Source organism: Paenibacillus sp. VMFN-D1 (assembly GCF_003386155.1).
GTDB lineage: Bacteria > Bacillota > Bacilli > Paenibacillales > Paenibacillaceae > Paenibacillus_AQ > Paenibacillus_AQ favisporus.
Map to the genome: position 1 here is coordinate 184,141 of NZ_QRDU01000002.1, position 24,618 is coordinate 208,758.

At 54.6% G+C, this 24,618-nt stretch carries 24 protein-coding genes and 2 riboswitches; of the genes, 21 read left to right on the plus strand and 3 right to left on the minus strand.

Features of this window, described 5'->3' with window-relative positions:
* Positions 1 to 36: 36 nt before the first annotated feature.
* Positions 37 to 247: riboswitch (cyclic di-AMP (ydaO/yuaA leader) on the plus strand.
* A 122-nt stretch (positions 248 to 369) separates the two neighbouring features.
* A riboswitch (cyclic di-AMP (ydaO/yuaA leader) is annotated at positions 370 to 542 on the plus strand.
* A 135-nt stretch (positions 543 to 677) separates the two neighbouring features.
* From C7820_RS16110 to kdpC, 5 genes are all read left to right on the plus strand, one after another.
* The gene (locus tag C7820_RS16110) at positions 678 to 1,067 is read left to right on the plus strand and encodes a hypothetical protein (RefSeq protein ID WP_105446046.1); all 390 of its coding nucleotides are present in this window, start codon (positions 678 to 680) and stop codon (positions 1,065 to 1,067) included.
* A gap of 141 nt (positions 1,068 to 1,208) precedes the next feature.
* Positions 1,209 to 1,286, plus strand: a complete 78-nt coding sequence (gene kdpF, locus C7820_RS34100; protein ID WP_354502751.1) for a K(+)-transporting ATPase subunit F — start codon at positions 1,209 to 1,211, stop codon at positions 1,284 to 1,286.
* Between the two features lie 69 nt (positions 1,287 to 1,355).
* Positions 1,356 to 3,035 (plus strand): potassium-transporting ATPase subunit KdpA, encoded by a 1,680-nt coding sequence (gene kdpA, locus C7820_RS16120; RefSeq protein ID WP_116231926.1) that lies wholly within the window; start codon positions 1,356 to 1,358, stop codon positions 3,033 to 3,035.
* Positions 3,036 to 3,051: 16 nt separating this feature from the next.
* Entirely contained in the window at positions 3,052 to 5,082 is a 2,031-nt protein-coding gene (gene kdpB, locus C7820_RS16125; protein ID WP_116231927.1) for a potassium-transporting ATPase subunit KdpB, read from the plus strand.
* Between the two features lie 56 nt (positions 5,083 to 5,138).
* Entirely contained in the window at positions 5,139 to 5,756 is a 618-nt protein-coding gene (gene kdpC, locus C7820_RS16130; protein WP_116231928.1) for a potassium-transporting ATPase subunit KdpC, read from the plus strand.
* A 67-nt stretch (positions 5,757 to 5,823) separates the two neighbouring features.
* Here the strand turns inward: kdpC and C7820_RS16135 are convergent, their stop codons facing one another.
* The gene (locus tag C7820_RS16135; RefSeq protein ID WP_076173478.1) at positions 5,824 to 7,173 is read right to left on the minus strand and encodes an Nramp family divalent metal transporter; all 1,350 of its coding nucleotides are present in this window, start codon (positions 7,171 to 7,173) and stop codon (positions 5,824 to 5,826) included.
* A 241-nt stretch (positions 7,174 to 7,414) separates the two neighbouring features.
* Between C7820_RS16135 and C7820_RS16140 the strand changes: the two genes are divergently transcribed.
* From C7820_RS16140 to C7820_RS16205, 14 genes are all read left to right on the plus strand, one after another.
* Positions 7,415 to 7,834: an organic hydroperoxide resistance protein gene (locus C7820_RS16140; protein WP_089549991.1), complete on the plus strand. Its 420-nt coding sequence runs from the start codon at positions 7,415 to 7,417 to the stop codon at positions 7,832 to 7,834.
* Positions 7,835 to 8,096: 262 nt separating this feature from the next.
* Positions 8,097 to 8,342: a zinc ribbon domain-containing protein gene (locus tag C7820_RS16145; protein WP_076173476.1), complete on the plus strand. Its 246-nt coding sequence runs from the start codon at positions 8,097 to 8,099 to the stop codon at positions 8,340 to 8,342.
* 180 nt (positions 8,343 to 8,522) lie between these two features.
* Positions 8,523 to 8,801: a hypothetical protein gene (locus C7820_RS16150; RefSeq protein ID WP_089549992.1), complete on the plus strand. Its 279-nt coding sequence runs from the start codon at positions 8,523 to 8,525 to the stop codon at positions 8,799 to 8,801.
* 125 nt (positions 8,802 to 8,926) lie between these two features.
* Entirely contained in the window at positions 8,927 to 9,349 is a 423-nt protein-coding gene (locus tag C7820_RS16155) for a thiol-disulfide oxidoreductase DCC family protein (RefSeq protein ID WP_244364193.1), read from the plus strand.
* Positions 9,350 to 9,528: 179 nt separating this feature from the next.
* Positions 9,529 to 10,689, plus strand: coding sequence for a P-loop NTPase family protein (locus tag C7820_RS16160; protein WP_116231929.1), 1,161 nt, complete (start codon positions 9,529 to 9,531; stop codon positions 10,687 to 10,689).
* The gene (locus tag C7820_RS16165; protein ID WP_116231930.1) at positions 10,682 to 11,908 is read left to right on the plus strand and encodes a TadA family conjugal transfer-associated ATPase; all 1,227 of its coding nucleotides are present in this window, start codon (positions 10,682 to 10,684) and stop codon (positions 11,906 to 11,908) included. Before C7820_RS16160 ends, C7820_RS16165 begins: the two co-directional genes overlap by 8 nt.
* Positions 11,909 to 12,116: 208 nt before the next feature.
* Positions 12,117 to 12,896, plus strand: a complete 780-nt coding sequence (locus tag C7820_RS16170; RefSeq protein ID WP_116232641.1) for a type II secretion system F family protein — start codon at positions 12,117 to 12,119, stop codon at positions 12,894 to 12,896.
* Positions 12,897 to 12,909: 13 nt separating this feature from the next.
* Positions 12,910 to 13,782 carry a type II secretion system F family protein gene (locus C7820_RS16175; RefSeq protein WP_116231931.1) on the plus strand — a complete coding sequence of 291 codons (873 nt, stop codon included), beginning with the start codon at positions 12,910 to 12,912 and terminating at the stop codon, positions 13,780 to 13,782.
* Positions 13,783 to 13,793: 11 nt separating this feature from the next.
* Positions 13,794 to 13,982, plus strand: a complete 189-nt coding sequence (locus C7820_RS16180) for a Flp1 family type IVb pilin (protein WP_116231932.1) — start codon at positions 13,794 to 13,796, stop codon at positions 13,980 to 13,982.
* A complete protein-coding gene (locus tag C7820_RS16185; RefSeq protein ID WP_258875276.1) occupies positions 13,963 to 14,649 on the plus strand; it encodes a TadE family protein in 687 nt (228 codons plus the stop codon). The genes C7820_RS16180 and C7820_RS16185 overlap by 20 nt, the downstream gene beginning before the upstream one ends.
* Before the next feature lie 23 nt (positions 14,650 to 14,672).
* Entirely contained in the window at positions 14,673 to 16,907 is a 2,235-nt protein-coding gene (locus C7820_RS16190) for a TadE/TadG family type IV pilus assembly protein (protein WP_116231934.1), read from the plus strand.
* Positions 16,876 to 17,934 carry a TadE/TadG family type IV pilus assembly protein gene (locus tag C7820_RS16195; RefSeq protein ID WP_258875277.1) on the plus strand — a complete coding sequence of 353 codons (1,059 nt, stop codon included), beginning with the start codon at positions 16,876 to 16,878 and terminating at the stop codon, positions 17,932 to 17,934. Before C7820_RS16190 ends, C7820_RS16195 begins: the two co-directional genes overlap by 32 nt.
* A 173-nt stretch (positions 17,935 to 18,107) precedes the next feature.
* The gene (locus tag C7820_RS16200) at positions 18,108 to 18,614 is read left to right on the plus strand and encodes an A24 family peptidase (RefSeq protein ID WP_258875279.1); all 507 of its coding nucleotides are present in this window, start codon (positions 18,108 to 18,110) and stop codon (positions 18,612 to 18,614) included.
* Between the two features lie 45 nt (positions 18,615 to 18,659).
* Positions 18,660 to 20,768 (plus strand): DUF6382 and FHA domain-containing protein, encoded by a 2,109-nt coding sequence (locus tag C7820_RS16205; protein ID WP_181909086.1) that lies wholly within the window; start codon positions 18,660 to 18,662, stop codon positions 20,766 to 20,768.
* Between the two features lie 17 nt (positions 20,769 to 20,785).
* On the opposite strand, the gene C7820_RS16210 is transcribed toward C7820_RS16205, so the two are convergent.
* Positions 20,786 to 21,691, minus strand: coding sequence for a TIGR01777 family oxidoreductase (locus C7820_RS16210; protein ID WP_116231936.1), 906 nt, complete (start codon positions 21,689 to 21,691; stop codon positions 20,786 to 20,788).
* Between the two features lie 198 nt (positions 21,692 to 21,889).
* Positions 21,890 to 22,360: a DUF2621 family protein gene (locus tag C7820_RS16215; RefSeq protein ID WP_105446035.1), complete on the minus strand. Its 471-nt coding sequence runs from the start codon at positions 22,358 to 22,360 to the stop codon at positions 21,890 to 21,892.
* Between the two features lie 123 nt (positions 22,361 to 22,483).
* Between C7820_RS16215 and C7820_RS16220 the strand changes: the two genes are divergently transcribed.
* Together C7820_RS16220 and purU are read left to right on the plus strand one after the other, a co-directional pair.
* Positions 22,484 to 23,605: a deoxyribonuclease IV gene (locus tag C7820_RS16220; protein WP_076173461.1), complete on the plus strand. Its 1,122-nt coding sequence runs from the start codon at positions 22,484 to 22,486 to the stop codon at positions 23,603 to 23,605.
* Between the two features lie 69 nt (positions 23,606 to 23,674).
* Positions 23,675 to 24,574 carry a formyltetrahydrofolate deformylase gene (purU, locus tag C7820_RS16225; RefSeq protein ID WP_116231937.1) on the plus strand — a complete coding sequence of 300 codons (900 nt, stop codon included), beginning with the start codon at positions 23,675 to 23,677 and terminating at the stop codon, positions 24,572 to 24,574.
* Positions 24,575 to 24,618: the final 44 nt, after the last annotated feature.

A 24,618-nucleotide genomic window follows, 5' to 3' on the forward strand; every position in this document is an offset into this window, starting at 1 on the left:
CGGGTGTATGATTCAGAGCGTATTCAATACAGTTTCCATTACTAATCGCTGAGTTTCCGCAAAAAAGCGCGGAAATCGGGGGAACCAAACGCGTGCCATGGAGCAGCGAACCGGTGTGAGAGTCGGGGGTCTGCTGCCAGCCGCAGGGGTGAATCCCGGCTACGGATGCCATGGATCCGGCCGGGTAGAGCGACTCTCACCGCTCGAATCCGTCAGCTAACCTCGTAAGCGTCGTTTGAGAGAGGAATGATGAAACTTGCGACCCGAATAAACTTTCGGATCACAGGGGGATCAGCTGGCCTCTGTGTTTTTTTTACCCTTTTTTAGCTTACTGGAACAAAAGAGAGCATTCATCACAATCACATACACTTATCAATAACGCTTAATTTCGGCCGGATACGGCCGGGAGCGGGGGAACCACAGCGGCCGCCTGGAATGGAAGCCGCCGGGGTGAATCTTTCCGGTACGGTAAGTACCGGAAGGTAGGGCGACTCTCACGCCCGAATCCGACAGCTAACCTCGTCAGCGTAACGGGAGAGGCAGCACTTGTCGTGCGCATTTTGAATATAGGACGATCCTTCATATTCGTCCACATTCAAGAAGCCGCGGGAAAGGTCCTTCTTTCCCTGCGGCTTCTTTTGCGTATTCGCGGCTGCCGCACAGGAGGAGCCTTTGAAATGGACAACGTCGTCATCGTGACCGCGCCGAACGAGGCGGGACGCAATTTTATCAAGCTGCTGATGTATTGGAAGAGGCCCTTTGCCGTTCTGACCAACAGTGCCCGGGAGGAACGCCTTTTGAGAAAAATGGGGGTGCAGAGGATCATCCGGCTGAATACGAATCACGCGGAGGATTGGGTGGTGCCCGAAATAGAGGTCGGCAAAATCTTTCTGTTTGAAAGCAGCCTCAACCTGACCTGCCGCTATTTGCAGATCTGCCGTCCCTGGACGTCGGAACCGGTATATGTCATTACGCAGAGGGGCAGCTCACCCGGCATTTACCGGGGGCTTGGTGCAGATCACATCATTTATACCTTAAACGGCGAAGTCGGATTTTTACTGAAATAAAGATGATTCTAACCATGCAAAGGAGAGACCGGAAACGATGATGGATGTATATATGATACTTGCGCTCGCTGCCACCTTTGGCGTGTTCTTGTTATTTCTTCATTGGTGCGGCCGAGTGGTGGAAGAAGGGGGCAAAGACCAATGATTGTCGTTGGGGCATTCGCCGTGCTTGTCTTTATCTATTTGGTTTACGCCTTGATCCATCCGGAAAAATTTTGACCGGTATTTTAAATCTGTAAGCCTCAAGGGGCCAAAACAGAACATGCTCGTAAGAGGGGGAAGCCAGCCTTGGATATTTTGCAAATTTGTATCGTCATTTTCGTGCTCCTGCTGCTCGTGAAGCCGGTAGGCACTTACGTATATCATATGTTCTCCAATGAACCGAACCGGACGGACCGGATTTTCGGCGGCGTAGAAAGAGTTCTATACCGGATCATCGGGCTGAAGCAGCGGGGCAGCATGAATTGGAAAAAGTACGCGCTCAGCATGATCACAACCAATATCTTTCTGGTAGCGATCAGCTATATATTGCTGCGAACGATGGGCGCCCTTCCGGGCAACCCGAGCGGCATCGGCAATATGGAGGCGAGCCTGTCCTTCAACACGGTCATCAGCTTTATGACGAACACGAACCTCCAGCATTACAGCGGAGAGAGCGGCATGTCTTATTTTGGCCAAATGATCGTCATCACGATGATGATGTTTACCTCGGCAGCCTCGGGCCTGGCTATCGCGATTGCTTTTATGCGCGGCATCACCCGCAGGGGTGAGGGGCTCGGGAACTTCTTCGAGGATTTTATCAAGGCGCATGTCCGCCTGTTCGTGCCGCTTGCCCTCATCGTAACCCTGGTGCTGGTCGGGCTCAAAGTGCCGCAGACGCTGGAGCCGATGCGGGCCGTGCAAACGCTGGGAGGCGGCGTGCAGCAGATTCCGCTGGGTCCTGTAGCCTCGCTGGAATCGATCAAGCACCTCGGAACGAACGGGGGAGGCTTCTTCGGTGTCAACTCGGCCCATCCGTTCGAGAACCCAAGCCCGCTGACCAACGTAATCGAAATTCTCAGCATGTGGACGATTTCGGCGTCACTGCCTTACACGTTCGGACGGTTCGCCCGGAACAAGAAGCAGGGCTGGATGATTTTCAGCGTCATGATGACGCTGTTCGTAGCGTTCCTGTGCCTGACGTATTTCTCGGAAAAAGCCGGCAACCCGCTGATCAACCAATTGGGAATCAACAGCACGGCCGGCAGCATGGAAGGCAAGGAGGTGCGCTTTGGCATCGCGCAGTCCGCGTTGTTCACAACCGTCACCACCGCCGCAACGACGGGGTCGGTCAACAACATGCATGATACGCTGACGCCGCTGGGAGGACTTGCGCCCTTGGCCGAAATGATGCTGAACGTCGTGTTCGGCGGCAAGGGGGTCGGTTTCGTCAATATGATCATGTATGCAATCCTCGGCGTATTTATCTGCGGCCTGATGGTTGGCCGGACGCCGGAATTTCTGGGCCGGAAGATCGAAGCCCGGGAGATGAAGCTGATCGCGGTGGCGATTCTGATGCATCCCTTCATTATTCTTGCGCCGACGGCGATTTCGTTTATGACGCATCTGGGAACCGACGCCTTCTCCAATCCTTCGTATCACAGCTTGAGCCAGTCGCTCTATGAGTTCACCTCCTCGGCGGCGAATAACGGCTCCGGGTTCGAGGGATTGGCAGACAATACCGTATTCTGGAACGTCAGCACCGGTCTGGTGATGCTCCTCGGCCGATATATTTCGATTATCGCACTGCTCGCCGTTGCAGGTTCGCTGGCGGTGAAGCAGAAGGTTGCCGAGACCCAGGGTACCTTCCGGACGGACAACAAGCTGTTCGCCGGCATTTTGACCGGAACCGTGCTGCTGATCGGAGCATTGACGTTCCTTCCGGTCCTCGTTTTGGGGCCGGTCGCCGAATTTTTAACACTTAACTAAAGAGGTGGAGCAAGTCATGAGCGGACAACGCAAAAGTATGCTGTCTGGCGGCATTGCCAAACAGGGACTGAAAGACAGCTTTATGAAACTGAACCCGGCCGTAATGATGAAAAATCCGGTTATGTTCGTTGTGGAGGTCGGCACCTTCGTGGTGCTGCTGATGGTTCTTTTTCCCTCTTATTTTCATACCGAGGGACGGATAGGGTTTAATCTGACCGTGTTTCTGATATTGCTCTTCACCGTCCTGTTCGCGAATTTCGCGGAGGCGCTGGCGGAAGGCCGTGGCAAGGCCCAGGCCGATACGCTCAAGAAGAGCAAAAAAGACACGACGGCGAACAAAATGGTGGGCGGCGAGATCAAGGTCGTCAGTTCGGCCGAGCTGCGCAAAGGCGATGTCGTCATCGTCTCCCAGGGCGAGATGATCCCGGGTGACGGGGAAGTCATCGAAGGTCTTGCATCGGTGGATGAATCGGCGATTACCGGCGAATCGGCACCGGTGATCAAAGAAGCCGGCGGCGATTTCAGCTCGGTCACCGGGGGAACCCGCGTCGTCAGCGACGAGATCAAGGTGATGATTAAAAGCGACCCGGGCGAATCGTTCCTGGACCGGATGATATCCCTGGTCGAAGGGGCGGCGCGCCAGAAAACACCTAATGAAATTGCGCTTAACACGCTGCTTACAACACTGACTTTGATATTTCTGATTGTGGTCGTCACGTTGGCGCCAATTGCCAAGTATTTCGGCATTTCGCTGGATATCCCGGTGCTGATCTCCCTGCTCGTATGCCTCATTCCGACGACGATCGGCGGGCTGCTGTCCGCCATCGGCATCGCGGGCATGGACCGGGTTACGCAGTTCAACGTGCTGGCCATGTCGGGGAAAGCTGTCGAGGCATCCGGCGACATCAACACGATCATTTTGGATAAAACGGGTACGATTACCTTCGGTAACCGGATGGCGAGCCAGTTCATTCCGGTGGGGGACGCGGATTACGAAGAAACCGCCTATTGGGCGGCCGTCAGCTCGGTTAAAGACGAGACGCCGGAAGGCCGCTCCGTGCTGGAACTGGTGAAGAAGCAGTCGATAGAGGTTCATCCGGAGGCGGCCGCCGCTGGAGAGTTTATCGAATTCAAGGCGGAGACGCGGATGAGCGGCATCGACCTGGTGGATGGGCGGCATGTCCGTAAAGGGGCGGTGGACGCGGTGAAGCGATGGGTGCAGGCCCAAGGCGGAAGTATTCCGGCGGATCTGGATATGGAATCCGATAAAATCGCGTCGGAAGGCGGTACGCCGCTGGCTGTCGCTGTGGACAGCCGTATTTACGGGTTGATTCACCTGAAGGATACGGTCAAACCCGGCATGAAGGAACGCTTTGACCAGCTCCGGCAGATGGGGATCAAGACGATCATGTGTACCGGCGACAACCCGCTGACTGCGGCTACGATCGCCCGGGAGGCGGGCGTCGATGACTTTATCGCCGAGAGCAAGCCGGAGGACAAAATCGCGGTCATCCGCCGCGAGCAGGCCGAAGGGAAGCTGGTCGCCATGACCGGCGACGGCACGAACGACGCGCCGGCGCTGGCCCAGGCCGACGTCGGGCTCGCGATGAACAGCGGCACGGCGGCCGCGAAGGAAGCGGCCAACATGGTCGACCTCGATTCCGATCCGACGAAGATCATCGAGGTCGTGGCCATCGGCAAGCAGCTGCTGATGACCCGCGGCGCGCTTACCACGTTCAGCATTGCGAATGACGTGGCCAAATATTTTGCCATCATTCCCGCCATGTTCATGGCCGCCATCCCGGAAATGGACGTGCTGAACGTCATGAAGCTCGGCTCGCCGCTTTCGGCGATCTTAAGCGCCCTGATTTTCAATGCGGTCATTATCCCGCTGCTCATCCCGCTGGCGATGAAAGGGGTGGCCTACAAGCCGGTAAGCTCGTCGCGGCTGCTCAGCCGCAACCTGCTGATCTTTGGCCTTGGCGGCGTGATTGCGCCTTTTATCGGCATCAAGCTGATTGATCTGGTGGTCCATTTGTGGATTTAGATCAAATGAATTAAAGAAATGGATAAGCGTAGATTATGAAAAAGGGATGATACGATATGAAGACGACAGTGACGACGGCGGTTGGCGAAGAAAAGTGGAACGGTTCCTTGTGGGGTGTCGCACTGCGCACGAGTCTGGTGCTGATCGTCCTATGCGGGATTGCGTATCCGCTGGTGAGCACCGGCCTGGCCCAGCTGATCTTTCCAAGCCAGGCGAGCGGCAGCATGCTAAAGGACAGCACGGGAAAGGTCGTGGGTTCCGAGCTGATTGGCCAGTCCTTTACGGACCCTTCCTTCTTCCAGGGGCGGGTTTCCAGTATTGATTACAAGGCAGAGGGTTCGGGATCGAACAACTATGCCCCGTCCAATCCCGAGCTGCTGAAGCGGGTTCAAGCCTCGATCGCGGATTGGCAAAAGAACAACCCTGACGTGCCGGTCAGCGAGCTTCCGGTGGACCTGATCACCAACTCGGGCTCCGGGCTGGATCCCCATATTACACCCGAATCCGCGAAAGCCCAGGTACCGCGGATCAGCAAGCTGCGCGGCGTTTCGGCCGATGAGCTGGACCGTCTCGTTGAGCGGAACACAGAGGGCCGGGACCTCGGCGTATTCGGCGAGAAGCGGGTCAATGTGCTGAAGCTGAACCTGGCCCTGAGCGAGCTCGGCAAGTTCTGATATTTAAAAAAAGCCCCGTATCCATGGAATCCATGAGATACGGGGCTTTTTATTGTGTCCGTTGCTATTAACCGAAAATGGTCTGAACCAGAAGGTACACGTTCAGGACAATGATAAATGCCGCCACGACCCAGGCCAATATTTTGACCCAAACCGGATTGACGAATTTGCCCATAAGCTTCTTGTCGCTAGTAAACTTGACCAGCGGAACGACCGCAAACGGCAGCTGGAGGGACAGGATGACCTGGCTCAGAATGAGCAGATCCTCGGTGCCGCTCTCGCCGTAGATGGCCGTCACGATGACCGCCGGGATGATGGCGATCATCCGGGTGATCAGCCGGCGCAGCCAGGACGGCAGCCGCAGGTTCAGGAAGCCCTCCATGACGATCTGTCCGGCGAGCGTGCCGGTCAGCGTCGAGTTCTGGCCCGATGCCAGCAGGGCGACGGCGAACAAAATGCTTCCGAGCGTCGTTCCGAGCAGCGGCGTCAGCAGATGGTACGCATCGCTGATGTCGGCGACCGTAGTCATCCCCGCCTTGTGGAATGTCGCCGCCGAGACGATCAGGATCGCCGCGTTGATGAACAGGGCAAGCGTTAACGCAATCGTCGAATCCCATACGGAAAATTTGATGGCTTCCCGCTTGCCCTTGTCGGTGTTTTCATACTGCCGGGTCTGCACGATCGATGAGTGAAGGTACAGGTTATGCGGCATAACGGTCGCGCCCAGGATGCCGATGGCGATATAGAGCTTCTGATGATCGGTCACCAGATCGGCCGTCGGGATGAACCCGGTGAGGATGCTGGCGGCATCCGGCTTGGAGAGCCACAGATCGATCCCGAAGCACAGTCCGATCGTCACGATCAGCACGATGACGAGCGTCTCGATCGCCCGAAAGCCCTTGTGCTGCAGCAGCAGCACGAGCAGGACGTCGAGGGCGGTGATCAGCACGCCGTACAGGATCGGAATCCCGAACAGCAGCTTCAGGGCGATCGCCGAACCGATGACTTCGGCCAGATCACAGGCTGCGATGGCCAGTTCACACAGCACCCATAGACCGATGCTGACCGGCTTGCTGTAATGGCTGCGGCACGCCTGCGCCAGGTCGTGGCCTGTAACGATGCCGAGCTTGCTGCACAGCGATTGGAGCAGGACGGCCATCAGGTTCGACAGCAGGATCACGGCCAGCAGGGAATAGCCGAACCGGGATCCCCCGGCGATGTCCGTCGCCCAGTTTCCGGGATCCATATAGCCTACAGCCACCAGATATCCGGGGCCGACAAAGGCCAGAAATTTGCGAAAAGTCGAGGCGTTCACCGGGACTTTCATAGATTGGTTTACGTCAGACAGCGAAGTTCGTTCCTTCGGTTTCTCCCACGTATTGGACTTGGAAGGATGTATAATTTCGGTGTCTTTCATATGCATCACACCTTATTAAAATTATTGTAATGTAATAAATGTTCTACTATTCATTGTACTCATACAAATTTGTTTGTCTAGGGAAACTTTTATGTGGTTGTACAATTATTTTTGGGACACACAAGAATGGGATGCACACCTCTTCTGAATAGCCATTACCCGAAGGATCCCGTTTCAAATAGGAAGGATCGCTTTAATTAATGAGGGTAGGGTCAAATTTCAGGAAAAGGAGTCGATGAAGATGAAAGCTCTATATACGGCAACGGCAACGGTCCATGGCGGCCGGGAGGGTTCGGTCGCATCCTCCGATGGTGTCCTGAAGCATGAACTCAGTATGCCCAAAGAATTAGGCGGAGCCGGCGGCAATGGAACCAACCCCGAGCAGCTGTTTGCAGCCGGGTACGGTGCCTGCTACGAAAGCGCACTGGCCAATGTGGCCCGCCAGGCCGGCGTGAAGCTGAATGATGTGGAAGTCACTTCCAACGTCATGATCGGCAAAGACGAGAGCGACGGCGGTTTCCGCCTTGCAGCCCGTCTCGATATCAAGCTGCCCGGGATCGAACGCGAACAAGCGGAAGAGCTTGCGAAAAAGGCGCATGAATTTTGCCCGTATTCCAAAGCCACGCGGGGGAATATCGATGTCGAGCTGAACGTGATTTAAATAACGCCAGGATGTATCCGAACGTCTATCGACGTACCTTCATAGAAAACTGGCCGCGTTTCGCGGAAGTTTTCCGTGCGATGATGGAATGGTTCAGTTCCGCTGAACTTTATCATCGTAACAAAAGCCGGGGGCTCACCATGCGGTGGCGGCTGCTTCCGGCTTTTTGTCGTATCCTTTTTTTGGCATAATCATATCCCTGGAACGATTTCCACCACCCTGGCGTAAAATAGTTAGGCACCAAAGGAAAGGGGAGATCAGCTTGAGCATTAAGGACATCATTGAGGATCGTTTTGTTTGCGTTAAGTGCAAGGGGCGGATCTGCGACATCCGTGAGGTTTCCATGACGGGAGCCGGCCTCAGCAAGATGTTTGATATCCAGCATATCCATTATTTATTTGTTTCCTGCAAGCATTGCGGGAATGTCGAGGTGCTTAATCCCGATATTTTGGAAGGGAAAAAGAAAGATCAGCTTGGCACGATTCTGGATATTTTCTTTGGGAGTTAGGCATCCTTTATATTGAAGGGAAGCAAAAGCGATCGGTACTGTAGAGACATATTGGGGCCAAATACATGAATTACATACCCTTCTTTGTTGACATGATATATAAAATTCATTTAATATGTCTAAGTACTTGTTACGTACTATTTGTCCGAGGCAAGAAAACTAAATAAACGGGTGATGCATATGTCTTACAGACCGATCATTACGAACGTCAGAGAAGCCAGCAGCAATGAAAAAAGCGGATTGTACGAATTCATTATCAACCTGGCTGACGGAACAGAGTGCCGTGCGTTCTATAACCGTTTTCCGGAATGGAAAATGACTAACATCAGCCGATTGCAGAAAACTCCTTGTCCTGTATGCCGCAAAGACTTTATTTGCAAGTGCATGGAGAGCTTTACAGGCGAGCTGGAACAGCAAATCGTTGAGAACCAATGGATTGATAAGGCGCTTGCCCATTAATATCATCCAGGAGATACAGGTGCGGGATTATGAATCCCGTGCTTTTTTCTATTTTCGGGGAGTAATAAAGTGGCTTGATTTACGAGGCAATAAGGAAGATACTGGAGGTAAGGGAGGGCTCGCCGATGACCATGCAGCAAGGAAGCGCAGGTAAGCCAAATGCCATTGTTCTGATTGACGGCGTCTGTCATTTATGCCAGGGGCTGACCAAGTTCATTCTCCAGCGGGATCCGGCAGGAATATTCCATTTTGCCTCACTTCAGTCCGAGATCGGAGAGAAGCTGCTCCGGGAGGGCGGATTGCCAGTCGGAACCCTAAATACCGTCGTTCTGATTGAAAACGGACGCTATTATACGGAATCTGCTGCGGCTTTGCGGATTGTGCGGCGTTTAAAGCAGCCTTGGCCGCTTCTGTATGCTTTCATCGCTGTGCCTGCGCCGCTCCGGAACGTGATCTATCGCTGGGTTGCGCGCAACCGGTACCGCTGGTTTGGCAAGGAGGAAGCCTGCCTGCTGCCCACGCCAGAGATTAGGAACCGTTTTCTGTGAAAATGAACCGTCACCGGATCGATTTTTTCATGTCAAAGTGTATTGTGTTTCCGGTCCGGATGTGATAAATTCTAAATTAAGTAAATACTTACCAATAACGGAAGCACCGTTTAACACCCGCCAGGCGGGTTGTTGGACGGTGCTTTTTTGCTGTCTGAAACGAGGAGGGATCATTCGCGATGGTACCATACCGAATTACGCTCGCGGTCAAGGAGGCGCAGTATCTGGAGGGTATCCTGCACTATGTTCACAGCAGCGAGTTTGGGGACAAGCTGCACATATCCGGATTCACTAAATTGGACGCTTTTATGAAGTATATGGACGGCGAGGAGCTGCCCGACGCCGTCGTTGGGGAGGCCGCCTTCCTGGAATCCTGGCTTGCCGGGAAGAACGGCGATATACCGAACTGGATTTTGCTCGGACATGGGGAGGCCGCCTCTATACAAGGACCGGTGCTCCCCAAATATCAGCCCCTTCCGGAGCTGATGGCTTCCATCCTCGGCTTATGCCGGAGGGAAGGTCAGCGGCGTACACTGCCGGTGGCGGACGGAGAGGCCGTGACGATCGGCTTCGTCTCCGTCGTGGGCGGGAGCGGGAAGACGACCGCCGCCGTTAATATGGCCAAACAGCTGGGGGCGGCCGGCCTGTCGGTATTTTACCTGAACCTCGAAACCGTGAACAGCAGCGGAATTTTTCCCAGACAGGGGGGCGGTGCGGAGAGTGCCGAGGGGCTGCCCGGGATGCTGTATGAGCTGAAAGCGGCCCAGGAGGAGAAGCATGTGCAGACGATGGTATCTCCGGAGCCATACACCGTCCACCATCCGGGAATTCGTGCGGATTGGTTCAAACCCGTCACCAATTTCAAAGAGCTGGTTCAATTGGGTAAGGCCGATACACGGAAGCTGCTGCAGAGCATCGCGGCAAGCGGCCGGTACGACGTGGTGATCGCCGACACAGATTCCGGGCCGAACGAACGCCTGGCCGCCGTCCTGGAAGGATGCCGTCACCTGGTCTGGCTGATGCTGGACGACATCACCAATCTGTACAAAAACGGCCAGTGGTTTGCGTTTATGGAGCGGAGCCAGCCGGAACTGTTCGCCGAGCTTGCCGGAAAGAGCCGGTACGTGGTCAATCGGTTCACCGGGCAGTTGGCCAATCCGCTGCCCGCGTGCATTCCGGAGGTGGACGGCGTTCTGCCGTATATCCCTTCCTGGAAGCAGAACAGCAACGAAGAGCTGCTGCTCAGCTCGCCGATCTACCAGCGGGATATCCTTAAGCTGTGCAAGTCCCTCATGGGGGACTCATTCGTCAGTGGTTCAGGGGTGAGGGGATATGGATGAAGAGCTGTTCCGCGAGCTTCGTCAAGAAATCCGGTCCGGACTGGACGTTACTTCTGCGCTTGGCAACCGGGAGCTGATGCAGTATATCGAGCGGACGGTGTTCAGAAGACCTGAGCTTCGCGAGCTGACCGCGCAGGAGAAGCGTAGCCTGATCCGGCGGATCTTCGATTCGTTCCGCGGGCTCGACATTTTGCAGCCTTTGGTGGACAATCCCGCGATTACCGAAATTATGATCAACAGCCACGAGGATATTTTTATCGAGCAGGACGGCGTGGTGTCCCGGCTGCCGCTGAAGTTCGAATCGAGGTCGAGGCTTGAAGACATTATCCAGTCGATCGTTGCCGGCGTGAACCGCGTCGTCAACGAGTCTTCGCCGATCGTTGACGCCAGGCTGAAGGACGGCTCGCGGGTCAATATCGTCCTGCCGCCGGTTGCGCTGAAGGGGCCGACGATGACGATCCGGAAGTTCCCCGAATCGCCGATGACGATGCAGGACTTGATCGTCCGGAGAGCACTGAGTCCGGAGGCGGCTGAGTTTCTGCAGCAGCTGGTGGTGGGGAAATACAACATCTTTATCAGCGGCGGGACGGGCTCTGGCAAAACGACGTTCCTCAATGCCCTGTCGCAATTCATCCCGCCGGACGAACGGGTGATCACGATTGAGGATTCGGCTGAGCTTCAGATTGTCACCGTCCCCAATCTGGTCGCTCTGGAGACCCGTAACGCGAACACTGAGGGGAGAGGGGAAATCGCCGTCCGGGATCTGATCCGCTCCTCCCTTCGGATGCGTCCCAATCGGATCGTGGTCGGCGAGGTCCGGGGGAGCGAGGCGCTCGATATGCTGCAGGCGATGAACACCGGCCATGATGGAAGCTTATCGACCGGCCATGCGAACAACACGCGCGATATGATCAGCCGGCTGGAGACGATGGTGCTGAGCGGAGCGGATCTGCCTGTGCCTGTCGTCCGCCATCAGATCAGCTCGGCGATCGATATTTTTGTCCACCTGTCCAGGATGCGCGACCGCACTCGGAAGGTCACTGAAATCAGCGAGGTGGCCGGGCTGGAGAACGGCGAGGTGGTCCTTAATCCGCTGTTCCGTTTTCGGGAGACGGGGGAGAAGGATGGAAAGGTTGAAGGGGAGTTGGAGCCGACGGGAAACGGATTGATTCATGTCGCAAAGCTTCAAGCTGCGGGAATCGCCGCCGCTAAGAAGTGAAGCGGACATTTTTAATTCAAATAGGAGGAGATTGGGGTCGCGGGCTGATTGATGCAGCATCAAATTAAAAGGCCTTAATAAACCAGTTGGGTACTGTCACCAGGGAGGTGAAGCGATGTTACACGAAAAGCAGGGAACAGGGAGCAGCGGTAACCGGCGGGAGGCCGCTCCTCCCAAGAAGCCAGGCAGGGCGCTCAGAAGGCAAGGCATGGACGGATCTCCTCCTCCAGAGGGTATAGGGAAGAAGCTTCCGGATTACCAGACTTATGAGTTGAACGGGCTCCAGCGTACGGCATGCATTGCTATTGGGGGCTTGTTATGCTTCGGAATCGGCTATTTGTTCTATCACCAATGGCTCGTAGCTATAATCATGGCATCCGGCGGATGGATCGTTCCGCGGTTTTGGAGGGCTCATCTTCTGGAGCGCCGGAGGACCGCGATGAATCTTCACTTTAAGCAGGCGCTGTATTCGCTGTCTTCCTCCCTGTCTGCGGGCAAATCGGTGGAGAACGGTTTTAGGGAGGCTATTCAGGACCTGCGGATGCTCGACCCGGATGCGGAGAATGACCTGATTACTGAGCTGGGTATTATCTGCGCAAGAATGGAATACGGCGAACCGGTCGAGGATGCGCTGAATGACTTCAGCCGCCGTGCCGCAATGGAGGATATTACGAATTTTGCGGATGTGTTCACGACGTGTAAGCGCACGGGCGGGGACCTTGTCGAGGTTGTACGGCACACCTCAACTGTGATCGGCGAGAAGCTGGATATCAAACAGGAGATCTCGGTCATGATCGCCCAGAAAAAGTTTGAATCCAGAGCCTTGTTGGCTGCGCCTATCCTGATGCTGATGTTTATGAATTTTACGGCCGGAGACTATATGCAGCCGCTGTACAGCGGGATGGGCATCGTGATTTCGACAGGTGCATTGGCGGGACTGGCCGGTTGCCTGCTATGGATTATGAAAATGATGAATATCAAGGTGTGAACGGGGTGAAGTCATGAAATTGTTGGCTGCCGTGATGCTGGCTCTGCTGGCGGGAGGTTGGGTGGTGCAGAACCAGCGCTGCGGCGACAAGTATAAGCGGTTGATGACATTGCCGATGGAAGGGATTCGGCTGAGAGCGGTGATGCGGCCCATGCTGTACATCATCGACCAGTACAAGCTGACTGCGCGTTTTCCGCTCTTCTTCTTCAGGCTTCAGCGCTCGATCCAGAAGATTTACGGGCAGCGGCACAGCGTGGAGATGACGCTCCTGTATGCCGGAGAGATGCTGTGTTACAGCTGGCTTATGCTGATGCTGGGCTGCCTGCTGACGCTTGCCGCCGGGGGGAACACGGGGCTTATTATTGGAGGGCTGCTGGCCATCCTTCTGCCGGCCGCGATCATTAAGGACCTGCACACGAAGGTTGATAAGCGGGACCAGGATATTACGATCGAGCTGGCCGAGCTGCTAAACAAGATCGTACTGCTAGTCGGAGCCGGCGAGACGGTACAGAAGGCCATCACGCGATGCGCACGTCAGAAGGAAGCTCAAAAGGATCATCCGCTTTATAAGGAACTAATCCGGATGATCGATGATCTGGAAGGCGGGTATTCCTTTCAGCAGTCGTTCGAAAATTTTAGCAAACGCTGTGCCGTGCAGGAGGTATCCGCGTTTACGACAGCCGTGCTGCTCAATTTGCGGCGAGGGGGCAGCGACTTTGCCATGGCTCTGAACGACCTGTCCCGGGGATTATGGGAGAAGCGCAAGGCCATTACCCGGACACGAGGAGAGCAAGCTTCGTCAAAGCTCGTTTTTCCAATGATGGTCATTTTTATGATCGTGATTGTGCTGGTGGGCACACCGGCTTTTATGATGATGAACATATAGGAGGGGTATAAATGCTGACAATGATAAGACGAAGCGGCAAGAAATTATGGAAGGACGAGGAGGGACTAGGAACGCTCGAAATGCTGTTGATTATCGTCGTGATCCTCATTATCGCGCTTCTGTTTAAGAAGCAAATTATGGAGCTTATCAACAAACTGCTGGCTAACGTCAACAAAAAAAGTGAAGAATTTACGAGCTAGGTTAAAAGAATGCGAGGGAAGCTTTACGCTGGAAGCCTCCCTCGTCATGCCGGTCGTTCTGTTCACGACGATGATTCTGCTGTTTCTGTCCCTGTATATGTATCAGCAGAGCATGCTGCATCAAGCGGCGTCCGCAGCTGCGGAGCGCACGGCCTACAGCTGGGATAACAGCCATAAAGAAGCGCTTGACGGCTCGGTGCCGGTCAACCAGTATGATTCGCTGTATTGGCGAATGACAGACGATCAATGGCTTGGTGCGTTGTTTGGCTGGGCAGGAGCCGAGAACTCGCAGACGGTACCTGTTCCTAGTACCTCTTCCACGCAAGGGGCGCTGACGGCGATCAAGCTGAGCAAAACCGGCTCGGCGATTCCGGCGGGCATGCAGGGGGATATGACCTATAAAAATGCTCTGCTGCAGCGGAATGTAACTGCCAGCTTGAACCAAATGATCTCCCTTCGGCCGCTCGATGCCATGCTGGACGGAGGGAGCGAGCTTCGAACCTCCGGGAGTTCATTGGTCGTGGATCCGGTAGAATTTATCCGCAGCATCCATCTGATGAGATACTACGGCTCGAAGTTTAAGAAGAATGATGCTGGTGAAGGGATGGATCGGGGCAGCGCGGCTGGGGTGCTGCAGCAGCTTCAAGCTTCCGGAAGCCAGCCTTAGGAGCCGGAGAGGAGGACTGGCGGGTGTTCGGTAAGAGACGCTCGGAAAGTGGATCGGTATCCATCTTTCTTATTGGAGTTTTGGCCATGATTTTTGCGTTTGTCGCATTATTTATCGACTACGCCCGGATCGCGGCGATGAAGGCGCAGAGCGAGCGGTTGGTCCGTGCAGCGGTCCGGTCGGTCATGTCGTCGTACGACCCTGAACTGCAGGAAAGGTATGGACTTTTTGCACACGGCAGCACGAGCGGCGATCAAATTATGGCAGGCGTGCTTAACAGCACGATGGACAAGGGAGACCGCAGCGATCGGTTTGATCTGCTTCCGCTTCAGCTGGACACCTCGTCGCTCAAGATGGAACGGATGCTGGGGGAGTATGACATTTTTAATAGGGAAGTCAGCGAGGAGATGAAGTATAAAGCGCCCATCGACTTTTCCCTGGAACTCGTCAGCAGGTTCAAGCCGCTGTCCGAATCCATGAAGGAAGCCTCGGATACGGTGGATGTCCTGGGCAAGCTGCAGAAGCTGTATGACAAGCGCGAGGAGGCCCTAGATCAGATGCTGGCGGCCCAAAGAAGAGCCGGTCAAAGCCTGAAGGAGGCTCGGGATTTGATCATGAGCCCTGCTGGAGGGGCGATACCGGACCAATCGCTCGGTTCTTCGGAAGTGGTCACCGCGGCCGACATCGCCGCACAATATGAGGACTACGTAGACAAGGTCAATCAGGATGCAAACCGTGGCGAAGACGAAGAGGAACAGTACAGCTCGGAAATCCGGGAGTATAACCGCAGCTCAGGAAAGGTCATTTCCCGCCTGCAGGGCATCCAGTCCTCGGCGGCCAAGAGCCATGCGAAGGAACTCCAGAATGCCCTGGAGTACTGGGAGGAGGCCCGGAGCAGCAACGATAAGATGAAGGAAGTGATTGCAGAAGCCGGAAACCGCGGCGGGACCGAAGGCTACGTTCAGGTCGGGAGCGCCATAATCCCGGGGGCGGCACCGGAAGCATCCGGAAGCGATCCAGCGGCGATTCATGGCATCCGGGACGGCATAGACCAACTGCTGCTGTCCGATAGTCTGTTTCAGGAATTGAATGATGTAATCAAGACCCAAAAACAGGATTATAGTGCCTTTAACAACCAGTTATCCACCCTTTTATCTTCGCTTGCCGAGTCTTCCGGAGTTCAGGGAAGCAGTGGGCGCATGAAAAATGAGGTGATCCGGGGAGTAAGCGCCGCTGACCGTTATGTCCATGATTACGCCGTGTCAGGCAGCGGGAATAAGCTCGACCGGGTGGCAGGTCAGCTGCAGGAGCATCGGGGATCCGACAAGGAAAGGAAAGAAAAAGAGAAGCTGAGCAAGGCCAAGCTGTCCGAAGCAGCGGGCATTTTGGAAAGCATTAATAAGCTGGACCAGAAAGTGAAGCAGCATAATGAGGAATACCAGGAGCTTCAGCAGTATTACGACGATAGCTTGACCTTTAATAAGGAAGACGCAGGCAGCGAGTACAAGGGGACCGATCTTGACCATGACCCCTATGATGCGGGCAAATCGGCCATGAAGCAGACGGATTCGGTGTATGGATCCATGGCGCGGATGATGTCGGGCATCAAGGATGAACTGTTCCAGAACGAATATGCAGCGCTGTATTTTACCCATTTTGATCTTGGACTGCTGAAAGATGCGGCGGCAAGCCCGGGAAGCCGGCTTGGGGATGCGGTTGCCGATGAGATGAGCGTAAGCCATCAAGAGCTGGAGTATATCGTGTACGGCTTCCATAACCCGGTGGGTAATGTGTCAGCGGCCTATGCTGAAATTTTTGCGGCACGGCTGGCGGTTCGGACCATGGAGGGGCTCGTGAAGAACAGCAAACTGGGAAATCCGCTGCTCGTTCTAGCTGCAGCTCTGCTGTACGGAGTAGAGATGGCCATGGCCGACATGGTGAAGCTCTGCAGGGAAGGATCCGTAGAGCTGTCCAGTTACGTCAAGATTCAAATGACATACCGCGACTACTTGAGATTGTTCCTGCTGATCCACAGCGACAATGAGAAGAAAATGTCCAGAATGCTGGCGCTGATTCGTCTGAATACGGGAATTAATCCCGCAGAACGCGCCACGTATGCGTCAGGAGAAGTCCGGATCGGAATGAGGCTGTGGTTTCTGCCCGGCGTGATCCAAATGGCGGGTTATGCCGGAGGCAGTCCGGATAACGTGGAAGGAAACCGTTACTATGTTACGAAAAAAGCGGATTTTGCTTATTGATCGGCTGCACCGCATGAATTGGGGGAGAGCTTCTGCTTTCGCCAAGGCGTTTCCGAAGCGGGGGAAGCGGGAGAAGCGGGAGAAGCGGGAGAAGCGGGAGCTGGGCAGCATCGTCCTGGAAGCCTCGTTGGTGCTGCCCGTCTTTTTGTTCTTCGTCATTTTTCTGATTTATATCGTTCAGATGACACTCATTTCTACGGCTCTGCAGAGCACCGTTTCGGATACCGTCAAGCTGGTATCTTCCCACATATATCCGGTGGCTTTGGCCATCCAGCCGGAAGCATCCGCAGGGACGGGAGACGGATCCAAGGAGCGTGACTCCGGGAGCTGGTCGGTTCCCGAGCTGTCGCTAAGCGATTGGGCTTCCCGATATACGGGGGCTCTTCCGTCTCCCCTGAAGGAATGGACGAATGAGGCAGTGGGGCGGGCCGAAGCCCCGCTCCAGGATTTAAAAAATCAGACGGCAGAGGCGGTGCTCGATCCGGTGGTCAAACCGATATTAAAGCCACAAATGCAAAGCCATTTTCTAAGCTACGAGCGAATTCATGTTTCCAATATTCAAATCCCTGACCTCAAGAACAGGACGGATCCGTACTTTGGCATTGAAGTGAGCTACGAGCTGCCGATAAAGGTCCCTTTTGTCAATAGAAAAATCGTGATCCAGGCCAAGGCACAGGAACGCCTGTGGATTGGCGCCACCGATGAAGAAGGCTCAGGAGAGGGCGAAGGGGATGTTGATGGACGCACATCCATCAGCATTTTATCCAAACCCGATCCCGCGTATGTCGGCAAAAAAGCCAAGGTGCGCGCCAAGATCGCTCCAAACGGATCGGCGAATTTATCCGTGTTTTATAAAAGCGGTCAAAGCACCGCCAAATACTTGGGGGAAAAGCAGGCGGACGCGGACGGAACCATCGAGTGGGAATGGTGGGTCGGACCTAACACGACACCCGGAACCTGGCCCTTCGTCATTACGACTTCGGACGGCCAGCGGTTGGAAGTTATGTTTACCGTCGTAAAGGGATAGCTCATACCTCAAATGGTGTGGTTTTACCTCAATTGGTGTACTAGCCTCGTTTGGGTCGTGCAAAACCTCTTTTTGGCCTGCTTAACCTTATGTGTCCGATACATCTACCGTAATTACGGTAACAGTTAGTTTAGTTCAACTACATAAAGAAGGGGAAAGGAGGCGGTTGGACCGTGAATCCAGCCATATATGGATGTGCAGTGCTGATTGCCGCTGCTTTTGTGACCGACATCCGGACGATGAAGATCCCGAATAAGCTTAATTTCAGCGCTATTATCGCGGGAATAACCTTCCACGGGATTTGGGACGGCTGGTCCGGGCTCGCGTTTGCAGGGAAAGGGCTGGCTGCCGGATTCCTGGTGTTGCTCGTCATGTACTGGATGGGCGCGGTCGGAGCCGGAGATGTGAAGCTGTTTGCCGGGATCGGTGCCTGGATGGGCGCTCTGTTTGCGGTTCAGTGCGTGGTTTACTCGGTCATCTTTGCGGGAATCATCGGGTTGTTGATTTCCTTGTGGAGGAGGGACGCAATGAAGCGACTGCGCCAAGCCGCGGGAAGCCTGTCCGGATTTTTTGTATTAAGGAGTCTGACCAGTTTGAGGGGAAATCGGAAAGAGCAGCTTCATTTTCCGTTTATGCTTGCCGTGCTGCCTGGCTTTATATGCGCGTGCATGTATTTGTGATTCTCGAGTTTACGAAGTGATAAGTTCCTTGAGATGTTTTTGGAGGTGAACACCGGTTTGGAGTCCCTGACGCGTGACTTTATTCAACATGACGGAACCTTTATGGTCATTGGCCCTGCTGAAGGGTACCGTCCCGACGAATTAAACAATATAGAATTATCTATGATTTCGGCCTCCCGGATTGCCAGATTTCTTCCGCTGCGCCTGAAGGAGATGGATCTCCGGGTAACGCTCCAGTATGACATTACAGGCAAGAAGATGCTTTCCCATATGCTGAGGGGAGAGAGGCTCAGCATGCCGGATTATTACGGGCTTTTGTGCCAGGTGGCCGGAACGCTGGAAGAGAGCAAGTCTTACATGCTGCAGCCGGATAAGTATGTGCTGGACGAGGATTACATCTTCATTGACGGGTCCCTGCACTCGGGAACGCTTTATTTTACCTATGTTCCACTGGAGGAGCCGTTTCAGGACAAGCCGCTGCGAATCCGATTGAAGGAATTAGTCACGCGGCTGATGGCCACGGTCCAGGAGCTAAAGGGAAACGGTGTTCAAAGACTGCTTCAATTCACCGGAGGCGAGGACTTTTCGGTCTCCGGCTTTAAAAAGCTCCTGCTCGAACTGTTAACCGCCGAGGAGGATGGTGGACATGGATATGCTGACCATTCGGGAGGCGGCCAGCCGTCAGAAGGGTATCAAAATCATTTTCAGCAGGCTGACAGGCAAGGGTTGCCAGGTGACAGTCGTGTTCCGGGAAAAGGAATAAGAGGAGCAGAAGACTCTGCAGCGGGCAGCGTGGCACCGTTTCATAAGGCAAGAACGAATGCCCGGGCAGCTGAAGGGGATCGGCTGCGGTCCATGCCGATGCAGCAGGCAGACCGACAGAGTCCCGAAAGGGACTCCTTTCCGGGAGTGGGCGGGCTTCAGGAAGCGTTTGACCAATGGAACCGGAATCCGGACCGTGACGATGCCTTAGACTCAAACGATGAGCGGGAAGCAAACGGAAAGTCTGGTGGAAAGATTTATATTGCTTTGGGATGTCTATTATGTGCCGCCGTCATCTGGCGGATGATTTATATGCCGAAACCTACGACAAGCTCGATGCTGATTAGTATCTTACTGACGATTCTGCTTGGTGTAGCGGCTTGGCTTAGCTGGTCTGGAAAGCTAAAGCTGGGCCGTACTGCGCAGCAGGCGATGGAAGGAGAAATCCCGGATTTCGGATCGGGTGAAATCGATGATGATCGCAATTCGGCTTCACGAAAGAGAATCCCGCGGTTTCAGGTGGAGCAGCTGACCGGCTGGTTCGGTAAAGGCAGCAGGCGAAAGGATCGCGATGATGACGATCACGGAACAGATGATGCGGAACCGGATTGGAAGTGGAAGTTTTCGCAGGATTTACTTGCAGCATCAACAGGTATTGAGCTGAGGGGAGGAGGGCAGAGGACAAGCGAGACAAGTTGGTCAAGCTACTCGTCGGTAGGCTCTAACAATAAGGGGCTAGGACTGGGGAGCGGAGTTGGAAGCGGAGTTGGGATCGGACAGGAAGGTTGGGTTGGTCGGGAAGAGAGAGAAGATCGGGAAGAACGGGAAAGTCGGGAAACTCCGGCCGACCGGGAACATTATTCGGACATCCGGCAGCGTCTGTGGAGTCACCTTGAGGCTACCCATGCAGCCGGGATTGAACGTGCGGCCAGCGAGCATGCTGGATCGGATGGAAGCGCCGGGCACGATTTCCGTTTGAAGGAAGAACAGGCTATGTCCGGTGCCGGACGAAGTAATGCGACTGTACTTCTATCCGCGCCTGTGGATAGTGCTGCCGGAGGGAAAAGCCATCGCTCCGGCAGTCCCGGCTATTATTTGATTCGCGAAGGGGAGCAGGGGCGCCCCTCTGAACGGATCGAGCTGAAGCTGCCGCACTTCGTGATCGGAAGGTCGGAAGAGGTTGCCCAGTATGTAGAAGCCTCCACAGGCACCTCACGCGCGCATGTCGAGCTGGCCAGAGGCAAGGACGGCGGCTACCTGATCAAGGATCTGGGCTCCCGCAACGGAACCAAGCTGCATGGAGAGCCTATGGTGCCCTACAAGGAGTATCCGCTGAAGGATGGGGACACTTTTACCATCATCAGCGGAGTCTATACGTTCAAGGTATCCTGAGATCCCTCGTAGAACGTTCATCCCTGCTCGTTGGCAAGGTCGCTCAAAGCCCCCTGAAGGCGGGGATACCGGAATTTAAAGCCCAGCTCAAGCGCCTTGGCCGGAAGAATGCGCTGGCCTTCCAAGATGATCAAGGATTGTTCGCCAAGAACGGCCTTCATCATCACGGCGGGTACCGGAAACCAATGTGGCCGGTGATACGCACGGCCAACGGCTTGTCCGAATTGATCATTAGTAACCGGTTCGGGTGCCGTGGCGTTCATCGGACCCTCGGCCGCCGGATGCGTCATGCAAAACTCGATCAGCCGGACGATGTCTTCCAGATGAATCCAGGACAGCCACTGCCGGCCGCTGCCGATTTTGCCGCCGACCCCCAGCCTGTAGGGGAGGCGCATGATCGGGAAGGCTCCTCCCTGATTTCCAAGCACGACGCCGATGCGCAGCTTGACGAGCCGTACGCCCTGGATGCTGTCGGCAGCGTCTTCCCACCGGCTGACGACATCCGAAGGAAAATCCATGACCCGTTTCGGACTGTTTTCGTCAAAAGTGTCGGTCCATGAGGTGCCGTAGACGGCAATAGCTGAGGCCTGAATGACGACCCCTGGCTTGCTGTGCAGCTCCTCCACAAGCTTGGCGACGGCAGCTACGGTAGTGAGGCGAGAGCGGATAATGCTGTCCTTTGCCTTGGAGGTCCACCGCTGGCTTAATGAAGAACCGGCCAAGTTGACCAGTGCATCCATGCCCTCCATCAATTCGGGATGGCTTGCAATCTCATCCCACGTATACAACACCAGCCTAGGGTCGCGTTTATGATCGGGCGGAAGCTTGCGGGTGACAACAGTCACCTCGTGTCCGTTCTTGAGCAAATGCTCCGATAGCGCGCTGCCGATAAAGCCGGTACCTCCGCAAATGGCGACTCTCATCTTATCCTCTCCTCCGAAGTTGATTTCATTTTAAGATATGTATATAAAAAACCCCCGGCAGAGATCAGACTGTCGAAATGAACCCATTTCTTCAATGTGAGCACTCCTGCACGGAGGTGTTCCTTCTATAAAGCGCTATTCTATTTCCCGTTCCCGGGTCTTCGGAAAAGGTCCTGAAAACCCGGTCCAAGCTGCGGATTATTCGTCCATCAGATGCTTGTAAGGTGTATAGTCAATTTGGTTCTTGTTCAGAAAGGCCACCAGGAATTTATTGTCCCGTTTTGGCGTTGCTTTGATATATCCTTGGATGCAGTGATCCTGCGTCACTTCCTTGGCTCCGCTCTCCACCGCAATTTTTCCGATTTCGGCTGCAATCGAATGCTTGGCGATATCCCGAAAGGGACCCGGTACCGGCTTCACGAGTTTGTCCAGAAACGCCTTGGATTCGTCCGTCCACAGATGCCGGCTGGTTTCGACCCAGTAATTCTGCCAGTCCAGCTTGGACTTGCCGTCATTCTTCGGCAGCACCTTCAGAAATTTGCGGATCATAAAATATCCGCCGATCACCATGCACACAAGCAAAATGATGGCCCACACAAATATGGAATTCATAAACGTGTTGGACGGCGCCGTTGCAGTCAGCAACTTTGTGCCCAGTGAACTATGCATATTGTCACCTCTATAAATCGTTTATCGCAGTTATATTCCATTCTTTAGAATTATAACGCATTTATAGATTTATTTCATTATCCACGATAAAATAAGGGATAATTCGTTTAAGGGGGATAAACCATGCTCAAAATTGGTTCTCACGTGTCCTTTTCGGACAAGGGCCTGTTAACTGCAACCAAAGAAGCGGACACCTATGGATCGAGTTCGTTTATGATATATACGGGCGCACCGCAGAATACGCGGCGTAAGCCCATTGAATCGATGTACATCGAAGAAGGCAAAGCCCAAATGAAAGAGAGCGGCATCGACGAAATCGTCGTTCACGCGCCTTACATTATTAACCTCGGCTCTTATAAGTCGAATACGTTTGAGCTCGCCGTAAACTTTTTGCAGGAGGAAATCCGCCGCACCCATGCCATCGGGGTCAAGAACATCGTGCTGCATCCCGGCGCTTACACCGACATGGATGCCGAATACGGCATTCAGCGCATCGCCGACGGCTTGAATGAAGTGCTCGACGGAACCAACGAGACGGAGGTTCATATCGCGCTGGAGACGATGGCCGGCAAAGGCACGGAGATGGGACGCACGTTCGACGAAATCGCCCGCATGATCGACAAGGTGAAGCACAACGAACGCCTGACGATCTGCATGGACACCTGCCACATTCATGACGCCGGTTATGATATCGTGGACGACCTTGATGGCGTGCTGGAAGAGTTCGACCGGATCATCGGTCTGAACCGGATCGGCGTTGTTCATATCAATGACAGCAAAAATCCGCGCGGCGCCGCCAAAGACCGTCATACGCCAATCGGATCCGGCTGGATCGGCTTTGACGCTATCAACCGCGTTGTCCACCACGAGAAGCTGCAAGGGCTCCCGTTCATTCTGGAAACGCCGTGGATCGGCAAGGATGCGAAGACGCAGCGGCCGATGTACGAGGTGGAGATTGCGCTGCTTCGCGGCAATGTCGGCGAACGCTTCGGCTCTGAGTTCCTCGGCCAGGTTGAACAGCTGCATTCCTTCTTTGGCAAACAGGAAGTCGATCCACGCCAATATGTGCTGGACGTGTGGAATGTGCTGAAAACCGACGCCAAGGCGAAGAAAGCCGATCCGCGCGAGCCGATGGAGCGCCTGTACGACATGATTATGGAAGCGGGACTGTTCCCTGAGCTCAGCGAGGAGCAGATCAATCTGCGCCTGACCGCCTGGTTTGCGGGTAAAGGAATTTTGGCGTAAGCCGACAGAATCACAGAGGGGCCATACGGTTCAAGAGAGAGAACACGAGAGAGAGGAATGGATTTACACATGGAATTGCATGTCAAAAAGGATAACAACACGGGAAGTGCGCACGCCAACCGCGCAAGAATGCTGATTTCGTGTCCGGACGGACCGGGAATCGTGGCGGCGGTATCGCATTTTCTGCATCAACACGGCGCGAATATCGTCCAGTCGGACCAATATACGATGGATCCGGAAGGCGGCATGTTCTTTATGCGCATTGAATTCGACCTGCCGGAGCTGGAGAAGAGGCAGCCGGAGCTGGAAAGCCAATTCAGCGAAGTGGCATCGACCTTCCGGATGGATTGGAAAATGCAGAACGTCAGCCGTAAGAAGAAGCTTGCCATTTTCGTATCCAAGGAAGACCATTGTCTGGTCGAGCTGCTGTGGCAGTGGCAGGCCGGCGACCTGGATGCCGAAATCGCCATGGTGGTCAGCAACCATCCGGATATGAAGGAATATGTGGAATCGTTCGGCATTCCGTACCATCACATTCCGGTGACGGCGGATACGAAGAAGGAAGCGGAGCAGCGCCAGCTTGAAGTCGTGGGCGGTGACATCGACGTGATCATCCTCGCCCGGTATATGCAGATCGTTTCACCTTTCTTTATCGAGCATTACCGCAACCGGATCATCAACATCCACCATTCGTTCCTGCCGGCCTTCGTCGGCGGCAAACCGTATGCCCAAGCCTATCAGCGCGGGGTGAAGATCATCGGGGCGACCGCGCACTACGTGACGGAGGAGCTGGATGGAGGACCGATCATCGAGCAGGACGTTCAGCGGGTCAGCCACCGCGACGATGTCAGCGAGCTGAAGCGGATCGGCCGGACGATCGAGCGTGTCGTGCTGGCGCGTGCGGTGAAATGGCATATCGAGGACCGCATTCTGGTGCATGAGAACAAGACGGTCGTTTTTAACGGGTAACCCATAATAGACAGGCACCCTTGGCGCGAACTATAGCGCAGGCA

Coding starts and splice junctions, on each gene's coding strand:
- C7820_RS16110 (WP_105446046.1), top strand. CDS start 678: ATGGACAACGTCGTCATCGTGACCGCGCCGAACGAGGCGGGACGCAAT.
- kdpF (WP_354502751.1), top strand. CDS start 1,209: ATGATTGTCGTTGGGGCATTCGCCGTGCTTGTCTTTATCTATTTGGTT.
- kdpB (WP_116231927.1), top strand. CDS start 3,052: ATGAGCGGACAACGCAAAAGTATGCTGTCTGGCGGCATTGCCAAACAG.
- kdpC (WP_116231928.1), top strand. CDS start 5,139: ATGAAGACGACAGTGACGACGGCGGTTGGCGAAGAAAAGTGGAACGGT.
- C7820_RS16135 (WP_076173478.1), bottom strand. CDS start 7,173: ATGAAAGACACCGAAATTATACATCCTTCCAAGTCCAATACGTGGGAG.
- C7820_RS16140 (WP_089549991.1), top strand. CDS start 7,415: ATGAAAGCTCTATATACGGCAACGGCAACGGTCCATGGCGGCCGGGAG.
- C7820_RS16150 (WP_089549992.1), top strand. CDS start 8,523: ATGTCTTACAGACCGATCATTACGAACGTCAGAGAAGCCAGCAGCAAT.
- C7820_RS16155 (WP_244364193.1), top strand. CDS start 8,927: ATGACCATGCAGCAAGGAAGCGCAGGTAAGCCAAATGCCATTGTTCTG.
- C7820_RS16160 (WP_116231929.1), top strand. CDS start 9,529: ATGGTACCATACCGAATTACGCTCGCGGTCAAGGAGGCGCAGTATCTG.
- C7820_RS16165 (WP_116231930.1), top strand. CDS start 10,682: ATGGATGAAGAGCTGTTCCGCGAGCTTCGTCAAGAAATCCGGTCCGGA.
- C7820_RS16170 (WP_116232641.1), top strand. CDS start 12,117: ATGGACGGATCTCCTCCTCCAGAGGGTATAGGGAAGAAGCTTCCGGAT.
- C7820_RS16175 (WP_116231931.1), top strand. CDS start 12,910: ATGAAATTGTTGGCTGCCGTGATGCTGGCTCTGCTGGCGGGAGGTTGG.
- C7820_RS16180 (WP_116231932.1), top strand. CDS start 13,794: ATGCTGACAATGATAAGACGAAGCGGCAAGAAATTATGGAAGGACGAG.
- C7820_RS16195 (WP_258875277.1), top strand. CDS start 16,876: ATGTTACGAAAAAAGCGGATTTTGCTTATTGATCGGCTGCACCGCATG.
- C7820_RS16210 (WP_116231936.1), bottom strand. CDS start 21,691: ATGAGAGTCGCCATTTGCGGAGGTACCGGCTTTATCGGCAGCGCGCTA.
- C7820_RS16215 (WP_105446035.1), bottom strand. CDS start 22,360: ATGCATAGTTCACTGGGCACAAAGTTGCTGACTGCAACGGCGCCGTCC.
- C7820_RS16220 (WP_076173461.1), top strand. CDS start 22,484: ATGCTCAAAATTGGTTCTCACGTGTCCTTTTCGGACAAGGGCCTGTTA.
- purU (WP_116231937.1), top strand. CDS start 23,675: ATGGAATTGCATGTCAAAAAGGATAACAACACGGGAAGTGCGCACGCC.